The organism is Lactobacillus sp. ESL0700 (assembly GCF_029392095.1).
In the GTDB taxonomy this organism is placed as follows: domain Bacteria; phylum Bacillota; class Bacilli; order Lactobacillales; family Lactobacillaceae; genus Lactobacillus.
Genome location: NZ_CP113930.1, coordinates 1,699,398 through 1,715,107, shown reverse-complemented (window position 1 = coordinate 1,715,107; position 15,710 = coordinate 1,699,398). Strand labels below are relative to the sequence as shown.

15 protein-coding genes are annotated in these 15,710 nt (G+C 40.3%); 12 read left to right on the top strand and 3 right to left on the bottom strand.

Translation table 11 applies throughout. From position 1 onward, the window contains the following. Positions 1–15: 15 nt before the first annotated feature. The 8 genes from OZX63_RS08225 to OZX63_RS08190 all read left to right on the top strand — a co-directional run bounded on the left by OZX63_RS08225 (position 16) and on the right by OZX63_RS08190 (position 7,652). Entirely contained in the window at positions 16–636 is a 621-nt protein-coding gene (locus tag OZX63_RS08225; RefSeq protein ID WP_277145116.1) for an ATP-binding cassette domain-containing protein, read from the top strand. Next, positions 636–1,433 (top strand): metal ABC transporter permease, encoded by a 798-nt coding sequence (locus tag OZX63_RS08220; RefSeq protein ID WP_277143083.1) that lies wholly within the window; start codon positions 636–638, stop codon positions 1,431–1,433. The genes OZX63_RS08225 and OZX63_RS08220 overlap by 1 nt, the downstream gene beginning before the upstream one ends. Before the next feature lie 173 nt (positions 1,434–1,606). Then, positions 1,607–2,836 carry a lactate oxidase gene (locus tag OZX63_RS08215; RefSeq protein WP_277143082.1) on the top strand — a complete coding sequence of 410 codons (1,230 nt, stop codon included), beginning with the start codon at positions 1,607–1,609 and terminating at the stop codon, positions 2,834–2,836. Positions 2,837–3,295: 459 nt separating this feature from the next. Beyond that, positions 3,296–4,795, top strand: coding sequence for an ABC transporter substrate-binding protein/permease (locus tag OZX63_RS08210; protein ID WP_277143080.1), 1,500 nt, complete (start codon positions 3,296–3,298; stop codon positions 4,793–4,795). Continuing rightward, positions 4,788–5,537 (top strand): amino acid ABC transporter ATP-binding protein, encoded by a 750-nt coding sequence (locus OZX63_RS08205; protein ID WP_277143078.1) that lies wholly within the window; start codon positions 4,788–4,790, stop codon positions 5,535–5,537. The genes OZX63_RS08210 and OZX63_RS08205 overlap by 8 nt, the downstream gene beginning before the upstream one ends. Before the next feature lie 11 nt (positions 5,538–5,548). After that, positions 5,549–6,697: an ArgE/DapE family deacylase gene (locus tag OZX63_RS08200; protein WP_277143075.1), complete on the top strand. Its 1,149-nt coding sequence runs from the start codon at positions 5,549–5,551 to the stop codon at positions 6,695–6,697. Positions 6,698–6,866: 169 nt separating this feature from the next. Further along, positions 6,867–7,163: a hypothetical protein gene (locus OZX63_RS08195; protein WP_277163666.1), complete on the top strand. Its 297-nt coding sequence runs from the start codon at positions 6,867–6,869 to the stop codon at positions 7,161–7,163. Between the two features lie 6 nt (positions 7,164–7,169). Further along, a complete protein-coding gene (locus OZX63_RS08190; RefSeq protein WP_277143071.1) occupies positions 7,170–7,652 on the top strand; it encodes a hypothetical protein in 483 nt (160 codons plus the stop codon). Between the two features lie 282 nt (positions 7,653–7,934). Here OZX63_RS08190 and pepF read toward each other — a convergent pair whose 3' ends face one another. After that, positions 7,935–9,740, bottom strand: coding sequence for an oligoendopeptidase F (gene pepF, locus OZX63_RS08185; protein WP_277143069.1), 1,806 nt, complete (start codon positions 9,738–9,740; stop codon positions 7,935–7,937). 159 nt (positions 9,741–9,899) lie between these two features. On the opposite strand from pepF, the gene OZX63_RS08180 reads away from it, so the two are divergent. The 4 genes from OZX63_RS08180 (at position 9,900) to OZX63_RS08165 (ending at position 12,893) form a co-directional block, all read left to right on the top strand. Beyond that, a complete protein-coding gene (locus OZX63_RS08180; protein WP_277143067.1) occupies positions 9,900–11,123 on the top strand; it encodes an LCP family protein in 1,224 nt (407 codons plus the stop codon). A gap of 18 nt (positions 11,124–11,141) precedes the next feature. Further along, positions 11,142–11,513: a hypothetical protein gene (locus tag OZX63_RS08175; RefSeq protein WP_277132065.1), complete on the top strand. Its 372-nt coding sequence runs from the start codon at positions 11,142–11,144 to the stop codon at positions 11,511–11,513. 184 nt (positions 11,514–11,697) lie between these two features. After that, on the top strand, positions 11,698–12,588 hold the full coding sequence (locus tag OZX63_RS08170) for a hypothetical protein (protein ID WP_277143065.1): 891 nt from the start codon (positions 11,698–11,700) through the stop codon (positions 12,586–12,588). Positions 12,589–12,611: 23 nt separating this feature from the next. Next, a complete protein-coding gene (locus OZX63_RS08165) occupies positions 12,612–12,893 on the top strand; it encodes a hypothetical protein (RefSeq protein WP_277143063.1) in 282 nt (93 codons plus the stop codon). Between the two features lie 569 nt (positions 12,894–13,462). Here OZX63_RS08165 and OZX63_RS08160 read toward each other — a convergent pair. After that, positions 13,463–14,515, bottom strand: coding sequence for an aspartate-semialdehyde dehydrogenase (locus OZX63_RS08160; protein ID WP_277145115.1), 1,053 nt, complete (start codon positions 14,513–14,515; stop codon positions 13,463–13,465). Between the two features lie 10 nt (positions 14,516–14,525). Beyond that, the gene (locus OZX63_RS08155) at positions 14,526–15,704 is read right to left on the bottom strand and encodes an aminotransferase class I/II-fold pyridoxal phosphate-dependent enzyme (RefSeq protein WP_277143062.1); all 1,179 of its coding nucleotides are present in this window, start codon (positions 15,702–15,704) and stop codon (positions 14,526–14,528) included. Positions 15,705–15,710: the final 6 nt, after the last annotated feature.

Sequence of the window (15,710 nt, the reverse complement as noted above, 5' to 3'; positions counted from 1 at the left end):
GTAAATAATCTTAGTATGAAATTTGATAAGCAGGCGGTTTTTACTGACCTGAATTTCAAATTGAAAGAAGGATCGATGACGGCACTTTTAGGACCAAATGGTGCTGGTAAAACGACACTAATTAACGTCTTAATGAAGATGCTAACGCCAACAAGTGGGTCATTTGCGTTTACTCAAGGTGTCCGCTTAGGTTACGTGCCGCAATTTCGCAATATTGATGCAGAGTATCCACTGTCAATCGAGGCCTTCATTGCCTTGAACGCGCCGGTGATTAAAACGAAAAAAGTTAAGCAGGCGATTAAAACTCAGCTTGAAGAAACTAACTTGTACGCTATTAAAAATACGCGAATGGGTGAAGCCTCTGGTGGTCAAAAGCAGCGGGCATATTTGGCACAGACCTTACTTGATAATCCCAATGTGATTATTCTAGATGAAGCAACAGCCAGTCTTGACCCAGCAGCCAAAGATGAACTAATGGGCCTAATTAAGCATTTGAATGAGAAGCATCGAATTACAGTTTTGTTTGTGACTCATGATGTGCCGCTAGCGCGCAAGTATATGAAGGATTATCTGTATTTAAATAACGGTTCGATTGAGCAGGGCAAGATGTCCCAGTTTGAGGAGGCGTACGAATAATGTTTGCATTACCATTTATGCGCAACGCCTTTTTGGCCAGCACGTTTATTGCAATTACTTGTGGGACAGTTGGGGTCTATGTCGTGGCCCGCAACTTTAGCTTTTTGGCTCACACCTTGTCCGAAATTGGCTTTGCTGGTGCGGCTTTTGCCGTGTGGCTGGGGATTGGTCCCTTGTGGGGGATGCTGCTGTTTACCTTGTTAGGTTCAATTAGTGTTGGCGAATTATCGCTGCACAGCGAGCAGAAAGAATCATCAATTAGTGCGATTTCTGCATTATTTATTGGTCTCGGTGTTTTATTTTTAGCCATTTCTGGTGCTAATAGTAATTATGCAACGAATATTTTATTCGGCAGTATTATTGGCGTTGACAAGCAGGGGGTTATCCAGCTAGTTGGGCTATCAGTGATTGTATTGCTACTCATCTTTGTTATCCAAAAGCAATTGAATTTTGATTCGTTTGATCACATTGGTGCCCTAGCTCATGGGGTAAAAACAGGGCTGGTTAGCTTGATTTTTCTCATTGCCCTAGCAATGTCTGTTTCTGTTGGTGCGCAGATTGTGGGTTCACTACTCGTGTTCATTCTATTGACTTTACCACCAGCAACGGCTAATTATCTTGGTAAAACCGTTGGCTCGATGATTGCCTGGTCGGTCTTCTTTGCCCTAATTGGTGTCTGGTTGGGACTATATTTGGGCTTTGCCACCAATTTACCCGTAACTTTTTTTATTGCAGTGATCGAAGTTTTTATTTATCTTGTTACTTACTTCACTCATCTAGTTAAGCATAATTTATAGGAAAATAACCAATTTAGGAAGTAATGTTAAGTTGCTTCCTTTTTGCTTGTGAAAAAATAAGCACTCTTGTTGGCGTTAATTTAACATTCTTTGAAAATTTCACTAACTATTGTAAGCATTTCCATGTATAATAGAGATGTAGATATTTATGTAGGAGAAAAGGAGTTATTAAAATGACAGCTTATTATAATGGGTTTCCACAAAGTGACCGTGATGAAGCAATTAGTATGATTAACCTTGATGAACTTGAGGAACGTGCTAAGAGTGTTATGCCAGAAGGTGCATACTACTACATCGCTTCTGGTTCAGAAAATGAATGGACATGGCGTAACAACACCACTGCCTTCAACCATTTCCAAATTGTCCCACGGGCATTGACGAATATGACTGATCCACAAACTGATACTAAGTTTATGGGCATGGATTTGAAGACACCAATCATGATTTCACCAATTGCATGTCATGGTATCGCTCATAAGGACGCCGAAGTTGCTACTCAAAAGGGTGCTGCAGCTGCTGGTGCATTGTTCTCATCGAGTACTTATGCTAATAAGAGTGTTGAAGATATTGCTGCAGCTGCTCCAGATGCACCACGCTTCTTCCAACTTTACTTAAGTAAAGATTGGGAATTCAACAAGATGGTCTTTGATGCAGTTAAAAAGGCAGGCTACAAGGGTATCTTCTTGACTGTTGATGCTTTGGTATCTGGTTATCGTGAAGCAAACCTGAGAACTAAGTTTGCTTACCCAGTTCCACTAGACTTCTTTACTCGTTACCAAGGTGGTAAGGGTGAAGGTCAAACTGTTGCTCAAATGTATGCTTCATCTGCACAAAAGATTGGTCCAGATGATGTTCGCCGGATTAAGGAAATGTCAGGTTTACCAGTATTTGTTAAGGGTGTAGTATGTGCTGAAGATGCATACCTTGCAATGGGTGCCGGTGCTGATGGTATTTATGTTACTAACCATGGTGGTCGTGAAGTTGATTCAGGTCCAGCTACTATTGACATGTTGCCAGAAATTGCTAAGGCAGTTAACCACCGTGTTCCAATTATCTTTGACTCAGGTGTTCGTCGTGGTTCTCATGTCTTCAAGGCTTTGGCATTGGGTGCTGATATTGTTGGTATTGGCCGTCCTTACCTTTACGCTTTGGCTCTTGGTGGTGCTAAGGGTGTTGAATCAGTTATCAAGCAATTAAATGATGAATTGATTATTGATATGCAATTAACTGGTTGCAAGACAATTGAAGACGTTAAGCATGCAAGATTAACTCACTTTAACTACACTGCTGATAACTTGAAGTCAAACACTGATCCTTCAAGAATTAAGCCTTACCCTGTAACTAAGGATAATCAAATTAAGGAAGACGACTCAGATGCCGTTTCTGGTGCTTCACAAGCTTAAAGATAATATCTTTTAAAAAACAAGAACTGATGTGGAAGTTATTTCTTCATCAGTTTTTGTTTGTAATTTTTTGTAAGCCACCTTAATTTAACTTTCTAATTATTTTTTAACTTTTAAGCAAAAAATAATGGACAATCCAGATTTTTCTGTTATAATTTCTATTTAAATAGCTTAGGAGTAGTAATTCATTTTTTCTATTAAGCGAGTTTGCATAGAGTGGAAGGCAAATTAGAGGGTGAATGAAGGCGTGCTTAGGCGATAATGCAGTCAATTAATAAGCGGATACTTTGTATCAACAAGAGTGGTACCGCGGGTAAAAACTCGTCTCTTCTTACAGGAATGTAAGAAGGGGCGAGTTTTTCTATTTAGGAGGTTAAAAATGAATTTAATAAGTAAACGACGATGTGATTTGGGCAATTCATTTTTTAATCGCGTTAATTTCAAGAAGTGAGGAATAATATGAAAAAGGCAATTAAATGGCTCAAGGCTGCCTTAGTGATGCTGGTAACACTGACAATGTTAGTCAATTGTGTTAGTGGCGTGCAGGCAGCACAAGCACCGCAAGCAACAGATAATTATTTAAAAAAGGTTAAACAAAAGGGTGAGTTAATCATGGGAACCAGTCCCGACTTCCCGCCCTACGAGTTTGTTAAGAACATTAACGGCAAGTCCAAGGTGCTTGGCATGGACATTGAGGTCGGCAAGAAAATCGCTCACGACATGGGAGTGAAGCTGGTCGTTAAGACAATGGATTTTGACTCGCTACTTGTTGCTCTAGAAACTGGCAAAATCGATATGGTAATCGCCGGAATGTCGGCTTCACCTAAGAGAGCAAAGAGTGTTGCCTTTAGTCAAGTCTATTATGCTAGTGGTCAAGACTTGATTATTAGAAAGGCCGATGCCAAGAAATATCATGATTATCATTCTTTTGCCGGCAAAACAATTGCGGCACAAACAGGTAGTTTGCAGAGTGATTTAATTAAAAAGCAAGCGCCAAAAGCAACGCTAAAAACAATGGACAAGGATAGCGACTTAATCCTGGCATTGCAAACACACAAGTTTGATGCAGTTGCAGTTGACTCAGCTTCGGCTGATGCTTACGTTAAAAATACAACGGGCATTATCAATATTCCTTCGGGCTTTAAAGACAAGTCAGTTGGCTCAGCGATTGCCTTCCATAAAGGGGCACAGAGCTTAGTCAATGCAGCCAACAAATCAATCGATGAAATTAAAGCAAAGAACTTAATTAAAAAGCAGTATTTGCCAAAAGCAGGTAAGTATCTGGCAGTATCTGGCAAATCCAAAAAGACAGCCAAGGTTGATAATTCCATGTGGGCATACAAGGACTTCTTCGTTGCTGGTGTGGGCTACACATTATTCATTTCCGCAATTTCTGTTTTCTTTGGTTTCTTATTAGGTGCTATCCTTGCCTTGATGCGGTTAAGCCGTAATAAAGTTGCCCACTCAATTGCAACAGCCTATATTGAGTTTGTTCGGGGCACACCGCTGATGGTTCAACTGCTCTTTATCTACTTTGGCTTAGGCTTAGTGGTCAACATTCCCGCATTACTGTCCGGTATTATTGCAGTCTCGCTTAATTCGGCGTCTTATGTTGCGGAGGTCATTCGTTCAGGAATTAACTCAATTGCACCGGGCCAGACCGAAGCATCGCGGTCCTTGGGAATGTCACGGACAGAGACGATGCGTTACGTTATCATGCCACAGGCAATGAAAAATATTTGGCCAGCTCTGGGGAACGAATTTGTTTCCTTAATTAAGGAAAGTTCAATTGTGTCAGTTATCGGGGTTAAAGATCTGATTTATCAATCAAGAATTGTGCAGGCTGATACTTACCGGGGCGTGATGCCATTAGTAATTACGATGATTTTGTACTTTATCATTACGTTTGGCTTGTCCAGCTTGATGAAGGTATTTGAAGGGAAGATGAAGCATGAATAACGAGGAACCATTAATTAAAGTCGAACATTTGAAAAAGACTTTTGGCAATAATGAAGTTTTAAAAGATATTAACGCCGAAGTTAAAGATGGTCAGGTTATCTGTTTAATTGGACCTTCAGGCGCTGGTAAGAGTACTTTTTTACGGTGCTTGAACTTGCTCGATCAGCCGACTTCCGGCAAAGTGATTTTTGAAAATAAAGAACTGACTTCTTTGAGTGAAGACGAGCTGAATACTTTGCGGGAAAAGATGGGCATGGTGTTCCAACAATTTAACCTGTTCCCACACATGAGTGTCTTGGAAAATCTGAAATTGGCACCGATGAAAGTTAAGCACGTTACAGAAGAAGCGGCTACGGCAAAGGGCAAAGAATTACTTGCACAAGTTGGCTTAGCTGATAAGGCTGATGCGTTCCCAGCTAGCCTTTCCGGTGGTCAACAGCAGCGGGTGGCGATTGCCCGGGCACTGGCAATGGATCCAGAAATGATGCTCTTTGATGAGCCAACTAGTGCACTTGATCCGGAAATGGTCGGTGAGGTGTTGAAGGTTATGCAGGATTTAGCTCAAAAAGGGATGACGATGGTTGTTGTTACCCATGAAATGGGCTTTGCCAAGAATGTGGCCGATCAAGTTTGGTTTATGGCAGATGGCTATATTCAAGAAAAGGCGGCACCAAGTGAATTCTTTGCGAAGCCAAAGACGGCGCGGGCACAAGACTTTTTAGCCAAGGTTTTGGAAGCATAGAGGCAAATATTATGGAAGATAAAAAAGCACTCAAAATATTGTCCGATTTAATTGGAATCGAATCGGCTAATGATCATGAAACAGCGGTGGCTGATTACTTAGCCGACTTATTTAAGGATTATCCGGTAAAAATTATGCGAGTACAGTACGCCGAAGATCGTGATAATTTGGTGATTGATATGGGTCAGAAGGGGCCATTATTAGGCTTTTCTGGTCACGAAGATGTAGTTTCTGCAGGCAGCTTGGATAATTGGCAAACACCGCCATTTACCGCGACGATTAAAGACGGTAATTTATATGGGCGCGGCGCTAGTGACATGAAGTCAGGACTTGCTGCAATGGTCGTGGCCATGCTTGATTTATTAGAAAGTGGCCAGGAACTACCAGGCCGCATTCGTTTACTAGCATCAGTTGGTGAAGAAACTGGCGAATACGGCGCGGCACAACTAACTAAGGAAGGCTACGCCGATGACCTTGATGGTTTAATTATTGGTGAGTCGTCCAACTGTGATGTTGTGGTAACGCACAAGGGTGTAATTGATTATTATGTAACTTCTAAGGGCGTGACCGTTCATTCTTCAACACCTGAAAAAGGTAAAAATGCAATTATGCCGCTGATTAAGTTTGCTGAGCAAGCTCAAGCCAAGATGGACAGCCATGATCAAGTAGATCCAGTGTTGGGGCCTTTAACTCATGTAATTAGTCAAATCCAAGGCGGCAGTCAAATTAATTCAGTTCCAGATAGCGCTTGGCTTTCGGGCAATATTAGAACAACCCCGCTTTACCCGAATGACCAAATTTATCAAGAACTTGAGGAGATTGTGGCGGAGTTAAACCAACAGGGAGCGGAACTCACAATTCGTTACAGTTTCCCAGAGGTGCCACTGCCTAACCAAAAGCACACTAAGCTTGCTAAGTTAACGCAGGCTGTTATTAAGGAAAAGATGAATTACGGTGGTAATTTTGTCGCTGATACAGGAGCAACCGATGCTTCGGAATACATCCGTGCCAAGGGAGACTTTCCCATCATAATTATGGGTCCAGCACCGGGAGATGTTGCTCACGAACCTAACGAATACACACCAGTAAGTAATTATTTAGATGGCTGCAAACTTTACCAAGACTTAGCTTGGAAGTTTTGGCAGGAATACGCAAAATAGAGAGAAGATCCAGTATTAAAAATACTGGATCTTTTTATTTTTCTTAATAATTTCACAAAAGAATCATAACCATAATAATGCTAAGATTAGGCATAATTATGTGATATAGGAGAATATAATGAGAAGTTCTTGGTCTGTATTTAAAGTACTCTTTAAGCAAAAAAGTCGGTTGGCACACCGAACATTCGGCGTGCAATTATTTGCGACGGTGGTTTTTTCGTTAATTATGTTTTTTACAACGGCAGCTGCCGAGCGGGAAAACTTGTATCCAGACTATTTGCAAACAGCCTTTATCTTATTTGGTTTGCTAGCAAATTTAATTTATCTAGGAATTACTTGCTGGCAGAATGAAAAGTTTAACCGAGAACAAACTTGGCGCTTGATACCAATGCACGATAGCGAATTATATTTAGCTAACACAATTTCTTCTGGGTTTGCGTTTATTTACCTTGATCTTTTGTTATGAATTGAGTTGGCAGTTATATTAGGGGTACTTTCTCCATTTGATAAAGTTACTAGGCGGCAGGTAGTTGATTTTGGTTATTGGCTATCGCATTTAACATTATTAAATGTCGGAAAACTATTCTTGGCCGCATTATTATTGTTGCTTGTTGGCCTAGCTGTTTATTTGACTGTCAGTCTTTTAAATTTCAGCAGTCATGCTGTGATTGACTTTGGGCCGGGTAAGTCGCATAAAATCATCACTTGGCTAGTGCGGCTGTTGATGATTGTGCTAATTAGTTGGTTGTTAGTGATTAGCTACAGTATTTGGTGGGATGTATACGCCAATATCAATCATTTTCTATTTGGAAGTTCTTATCAAGACATGGAAGTAACAGTCCCCAAAATCAGTATGATAGGTGACTTTTGGGTCTTCTTATTTTATGACATTATCGCACTAGCAATTGACCTTTGGCTGTTTAACCATTATGTCGAAGCCAAAGCAAACAAATAATAAGCTTACTATTAGTAGAATTATATTCTACTATAATACTTTACAGTCAAGATTCTGAGTGCTTTTTAATAAGTATATAAAATGCACATTACTATCCAATACGTAATTATAATTGCGAATATAGCCTCAATTTGACATTAAGCTAATTAGTAAGTAGCCAATTAAAAAGTCTAAATTATTTGCAAACTAAAAACGACTCCTCAGTGAGAAGTCGTTTTTTGATGTGAGAAACTTTTTTGTTTCCTTAATAGTTATATTATTTGTGCTCGCAACTTGCAAGTCTTATTTGAAATTATTTGCGATAATTTTCTCAAGCTCATCCAAGCGCTTGGCAAAAGTGGCAAATGCGTCTTCCAAATAAGCGCTCTTAGTCATGTCAACGCCGGCGCGCTTCATGATTTCTACAGGGTAATCGCTTGAACCAGACTTGAGGTAACCAAGATAGGCTTCACGCTGCGCGTCTGTTCCGTGAACAACATTGTTGGCAAGGGCAGTTGCAGCCGCAAAGCCAGTGGCGTATTGATAAACGTAGAAGTTGTAATAAAAGTGGGGGATGCGTGCCCATTCCTTGGCAATATCGCCACCTGGCTCAACACTGTCGCCATAATAACGTTGGTTCAATTGACCGTAAAATTCGTTAAGGCGGTCAGCAGTCAGCGGTTCACCCTTGGCATCTTGCTCATGAACATATTGTTCAAATTCCGCAAATTGTGTCTGTCTGAAGAGTGTGCCCTTGAAGGAGTCAAGGTAATAGTTAAGGACAAAGGCCCGCGTCTTGGGGTCAGTCACATGATCTAAAAAGTATTCTGTTAGAATGTTTTCGTTAGTAGTTGATGCGATTTCCGCAACAAAAATCGGGTAGTCACCGTACACGTAAGGTTGAGTTTCTCGGGTGTACATGCTGTGAACAGAGTGGCCGGTTTCGTGAACCAGTGTGTAGAGTGAGTCGATGTTGTCTTCCCAATTGAGCAGTTCGTAAGGGTCAGTATCGTAAGAGCCACCAGAATATGCTCCTGTGACCTTATTTTGTGATTCAACGACATCAATTACACGATTGTTGAAAATATAGTCGACGTGCTTTAGGTAGTCAGCACCTAGTGGAGCCAAGGCCTTTTTGGCTTCTTTCTTAGCTTCATCAAAGGTGTATGCCATTGCCGGCTTACCAGTCAATGGCACGTACATGTCCCACATTTGTAAATCATCTAAGCCGAGGATCTTTTTACGTAAAGCAACGTAGCGGTGGAGCAAGTCGAGGTGGGAGTCAACTTCGTTAATTAAAGTGTCGTAAACCACAGTTGGTACACCATTTTCGTGTAAAGCTGCGCTGCGTGCAGAGTCATAATTATGCACCTGCGCGTTGTAATTGTGTTCCTTAACAACGCCGGAAAGAGTTGAAGCCAGCGAATTTTCGAATTGACCGTAAGTTGCGTACATTGAGTCAAAGGCATCTTGGCGCACGTCACGATTTTGCGATTGGATTAATAGTGAATATAAACCATCAGAGAGCTGCACCATCTCGCCATCATCGTTTTGGACGTAGCCATATTCCATGTCGGAATTGGTGAGAACATTAAAGGTGTTCTCGGAAACGCCCATTGCGTCACCAGCGTCTGCCACTAATTTTTCTTCTTTGGCAGACAATGTATGTGGCCGCATTTGCGTAATCTGGTCCAGCCAGTGGTCGTAGTCTTTGAGTTGCGGCTTGTCTTGCTTAAACTGCTTTAATTCTGCTTCTGAAATACCTAAAATTGCGGGATTGATAAAGGACGTCACGGCCTCAAATTGACTGGCTAAGGATTGAATTTGTGCAACATACCCCAAATAGTGGGCGTTACTCGTGTCGACGTCACTTGATAATGTCGCATAGGCGTAGAGTTTTTCCAGCTTGCGACCAACTACTAAAATCTTAGTTAGGCTATCATATAAATCATGTCCTGATTTGGCAAAATTCGCCTGTAAATTGCTTAAGGTTTGTATTTCTGTTTTAACTGTTGTATATTCGTGTTCCCAGTCAGTATCAGATTTAAACACGCGGGTTAAATCCCATTTGAGTTCTTCAGGAACGGCGGTTCTTTTTGGAATTGTCATTAAAAATTCTCCTTTTATGTATCTAATTAATGTTAATAATGATTGTGCGAAAACGCAAAAAAATAAGATATTATTAATTATATTTGATAATATTTTAATTCAAGTTTAAAAGTGTTACAAATACATTTGGACAGTTATTGGAAGGGAATAGATAAAGGAATGAATCCAAACTCTAAACGAAGGGAAGATTATCGTCGTCGATCTTCTTTAAAACTTCATCGCAATCATGCCTTCGCGGCCCCGGCCGCTACTTTAACAGGAAATGCCTTTATGCGCATTGTCGGGATTGTTGCGGTTTTGTGTGTGAGTTGCGGCTTGGCTTGGGCAGCACACATGTATTTTAGCCTGCATAGTGCAATTGACGGCCCGGGCGGCAACACAGCGACGTCGGCTAGGATTGCTAATAAACAACCGATTTCGGTTTTAATTCTTGGTGTTGACCAGGGGATTGAAGGACGGCATGATAAGGGAAATTCCGATACCTTAATCTTGGCAACGGCTAATCCTGATAAAAATAAGGCAACGATGACCTCGATTCCACGTGATACGTTGGTTAATATTTTGGGCGATCCCGGCGACAAGTACAACATGTTCCGCATCAATTCGGCCTACGGGATTGGTGGTAGCAACGCGTCGATGAAGACGGTTTCGGCTCTTGTCAATGTGCCAATTAATTACTATGTCGAAGTTAATATGAAGGCACTGAAGAATCTGGTTAATGCCGTTGGCGGTGTTGAAGTTAACGTACCGTTTAAATTTTCGTATGATTGGTGTGACTTTCATAAAGGAAAGCAACATTTGAATGGGCGGCACGCAGTAGCTTATGTTAGAATGCGCCATGATGATCCCCGCGGCGACTATGGTCGTCAGATGCGGCAGCGTCAGGTAATAACGGCAGTTGTTCATAAGGCAATGTCAATCAATACCCTTACCAATTATCGCAAGTTGGTTAAAATCTTTACTAAATATGTGAAGACCAATTTGACTTTCAATGATATGCTTGCCTTGGCGATGAACTATCGCGGCTGTATGGACAATCTGAAGAGTGGCTATATCCAAGGCCACGATGCGTGGATTAATGGCTCCTCAATTCAAGTTGCCTCAACTGATACTTTACAAAAAACATCTAATCAGCTGCGAACGAATTTGGGTTTTGATACAGAAATTCTGGATAATGATGAAACGCGGCTTAATAAGTTGAATGAGCAGCGCAATAGCATTAATTGGAAGGACCCTAATGCCTTCACTAATTATCAGATTTATTCTTCTGTTGTTTCTAGTGATACTGATAATGGCAATGACGCGAATAACTCAACTGATGCCAACTCGAATAATGATAGTAATTCAAATAATGGCAACAATAATAGTATTTTTGGCAATTAAGACTTTTAGGAGGGCAAAATGCATAAGAACTCACTTTTTCCTGTTATTTATGGTATAGTTTCGGCATTAATTGCCTTTATTGCCGCCTTTTTTATCTGTTTGCGCAGCTTTGGTTGGACTCTCCCGAATGCAGTCTTAACCGCAGGCGGCTTTGCACTGGCCTTCTTCGTCTGGTCGTGGTTTCGCGGACATGCATCCGTTGAAATTAAGCGAATTACCAGGGAATATCACTTGTCTGACCAGGATTTAGCACGGATTACCGGCATGAAAGCCAGTGATTTTCCTATTTATCAGGACAAATTACAATTAATTTTGCCTAAACGTTACTGGCCGCAAGTCTTGCAGGCGCTGCAAAAGTATGAGAAGGAGCGTAAGCAGGCAGGATTATAATGTAAGAATTAATAGATATTTTAAGAAGTGTTTAGTTTATGGACTAAGCACTTTTTTGCTTGGCATAAATAGTAATTTGAATATATATAAGCTCGAAAATAATAAAAATATAAATTTGTTTTTAATAAAAAGCGCTATACTATTATATAAATAAAGTAAACTATTTAAATATAGGAGGAAAAATATGTCTAGTTCATTTGATGAAGCGACAAGTTATAAAATTCATAGTAATGGCTCAATTACGTTTAATATGGTTAATTCGGAAGTATGGGATTCTTTAGATGATGAAGTTACATCATTTTGGCTTAAGATGACTAATGAGCCACTTGAATGTTCAAAGAAAGAATCTGAGCACTCTAATAATGGAAAAATAAAGAAATTTAAATACGGTAATATTAGCACTACTGCAATTTACTATCCTAATAAAAGAGTTTTGATTCAAGGAAAAGACAGTATTTTGTTCAAGGAAGTTAGTGATGCATTGATTATGCTTACTAATAGGTTTGAAGGTCGGCTTATTGAAGCACTTAATAATCAATCCAGACAAAGATTGGAGTCATCTTCTGTTAATGAGGCTTTTAAAGAACTATTCCCACAGATTACAGATGTAAGTGAATTGTCTACAGATCTGTATGCGTTAATGCAGTCAACAGCGTACAATTATAAGCTTGATGCTAATAAGTTTAATGATGACGAAAAGAAGGATTATAGTGATTTGGCGTTTCCAGTTTTAAAATTAATAGATCATTATTTAAGTAAAGAAGTTGAAAAAATTGATAGTGGGTTAGTTAATGGTAATGGTTATACACATTATGGTAGTGTTTTTGGTAATAATCCAGCTGCAGCTACAGCTAAAGTTGCTAATGAAAATTTTAAAATTAAGTGGGATAGCAAACAACGAGAATTGATGTCTAAAATGTATGCAATGTATGCGAATATCCGTAATAAGTTATTTCACTATGGACCAGATGATAGTATGACTTTTAGGTATGATAATTTTGAGGATGCAAAGAAAATTTTAAAAGAAGGAGCAAGCTACATAAATGATTGGTATGTTTTATTTGACATACAGTAGATTCTATCTGGTGGATTAAGTCTATGGTAACTTATAAGGTTCATAGTCTAACTTCTAAAGTTGTGCTAGTAACTGTAATCTCTCCAGCTTTTAGATTTAAAGAAGTTAATAAAGCAAATAAAATAGAAAATAATATAAAAATTCTTTTAATTGATTCAGCTATAATAACTGGATTTGGAAAAAGAAGATTTATGGTAGCTGGTAGAACTAACGGGATATTTGAATTAGGACCGAATCCGTACTATGTACCTGACCAAATTATTATTGATTGTGCTGATGAAATATTAAAGCAATATTCTTGGTAATTAATTTGAACCTGCAGTAATTGAAAATATTGACAGAGTCATGCAGTTAGCATTGTGGAATTAGTACAATTTTATTATGTTATTTTTATTCAAGATGAAAATGGTATGAGTGGTCAAGTCTACTACTATGGAATTATTAGATAAACTGATAAAAAGATTATTTACTGATTACCATTGGTATGGTACAAAAAGTCATACTTGTTTTATTGAATTATCATATATTAATTTAAATTTTAAAAACATTTTGTCGAATTTAATTGATAAAATTGGATTGATATTGTGATTATCTTATAAAGATAATTGGGACTCATCATCTACTACCACTTATGGTATAAAATCTTACAAGAAGTACAGTAAATCAATCGTGACTTGTCCAAGCAGACTGCTAAAATCTAACTTAATAATGCCTAAAATAGACAAGTATTCCAAGATTTCATTGAATGCTGGCATCAAGATTTGAATTTTAATGCCTAAAAGTTTGATAATTAAGTCTTTTAGGCCAACTAAGTTTTATTCTTAAACATATAAAAAAGCAATATCTGATTTTGAATCAGGTATTGCTTTTTTGATTAAATTAAATTGTCTTCGACTAAGCATTCAGCGATTTCGACTGTGTTCCATGCCGCGCCTTTAAGCAAATTGTCGGAAACAATCCACATATTGAAGGCACCGGGATTTTCTTCATCGGCACGCAGACGGCCAACAAAGGTTTCGCGTTTGCCGGCAGCGGTTAATGGTTGCGGATAGAGCTGTTCTGCCGGATTATCTTGAATAACAACTCCTGGCATCTGCGCTAATTGCTGCCGTAAGTCGGCAGCAGTTGCGTGTTGATCAGCGACTTCAATGTAGACCGACTCGCCATGGCCTAATTCGACGGGAACTCTAACGCAGGTTGCCGTGACTTTAATGTCGGGACTGTCCATGTCGTCCAACAGAATCTTTTTGGTTTCATGAATCATCTTCCATTCTTCATGCGTGTAGCCATTATCTTCAAAGACGTCAATTTGCGGCAAGAGATTAAAGGCTAATGGATAATGGTGTGGCTCGCCCTTAACTGGTGTAATGGCGGCAGTCATTGGCTCATTATTTAGGCGCTGCTGTGCTTGGTGCAACATTTCGTTCCACGCCGCCTGACCTGCACCAGAAACTGCTTGGTAGGTTGAGACGATAACCTGTTTTAGACCGAAGGCATGATAGATTGGCGCTAAGGCGATTACCATTTGGATAGTTGAACAGTTGGGGTTGGCAATAATTCCGTGGTGCTTTTTAAGTGCTGCGCGATTAACTTCCGGGATTACTAGTGGGACGTCGGGTTCCATGCGGAATGCACTGGTATTGTCGACGCAAACGGCGCCATTTTGAACGGCAATGGGGAGGAACTTCTGTGAGACACTCCCACCGGCAGAAGCCAAAACTAAATCAATATTTTTAAATGAATCCGAGGTGGTTTCTTCCACCGTTAAGGGTTCATTTTTAAATTTTAGAACTTTGCCAGCCGACCTTGCGGATGCGAGCAGTCGTAAATTTTTAACAGGAATATTTGACTCTGCCAACTGACTAATTAGGCGGCTACCGACTGCCCCAGTGGCACCTAAAATTGCAACATTATATCCATTCATGATGATTACTTCCTTAATTATTTAAAAAATCAGCTATTCTTTTGAGTGCTTCGCGAATTTTTTCAGGGCTAGCGGCATAGGAAAAACGCACATAACCAATCCCGCCGTCGCCAAAAGCACTGCCAGGTATACAACCAACGCGAGCACTGTGTGCCAATTCACGTGCAAACGCTAAGTCGTCAGTGCCATACTTAGCGGGGATTTTAGCAAATAGGTAAAAGGCACCTTCCGGCGGAATAATCTCAAAGCCCAACTGACTTAAGCCAGTACTGATTAGGTCTTTGCGTTCAGCGTAAATCTTGTTGGCTCTTTTTGGATCGGTATCCCCGCGCACGGATAATGCCTCGCAGGCAGCAGCTTGTGTCATATTGGGAACGGCCGTTACCAGTAACGCGTGTGTAGTCGTGAGCAACTTGATTACTTTTTGTGGGGCGGCGAGATAGCCGACGCGGTAGCCGGTCATGGCATGGGACTTAGACAGACCGCTGATGAGGATTGTTTGTTCAGGGAGGCAGCGCGCGATTGAGTAATGCTTGGTGCCGTATATTAATTCGCTGTAAATTTCATCAGAAAGCACATAGAGCTGGTGCTTTTTAAGGATTGCGGCCAGCTTTTTTATTAAAGACTCGGGATATTCACGGCCAGTTGGATTATTAGGATAATTCAAGATAATTCCTTTGGCATGGGGATAATCTTCTAGCGTTTTTTTCAATCTCTCTGGCTGCAATAAAAAATCATCTTGGGCCGTGTTAATGGTGACAGCCTTAATACCAAACAGGTGCAGCAGCGAAAAGTAAAGGGCAAAGGTAGGCGTAGGGACAATGACTTCATCGCCAGCATTGAAGAGTGAAATAATGGTGGTGGCAATGGCTTCAGTTGCACCAACTGTGACAATAATTTCTGTTTCCGGGTCGTAGACTAGATTTTGTTTCCGCTTTAGGTATGCACTGATTGCCTGATCTAACTTGAGAGAGCCCATTTGCCTGCCGTAGTGTGACTCGTTGTTGCTGATACTGTCAATAGCAGCTTGTTTGACGTGCTCCGGCGTATTTAGGTCCGGTTCACCCACAGTTAATTTGACAATCCCGGGAATTCCGGAGATTTCTTGGTCAAACTTTCGAATGGCTGATGGCGTCGTGGTTAGTAACCGGCGATTGACAATTGGTTCTAAATTAGCAGCTAGTTCTGGCATAAAATA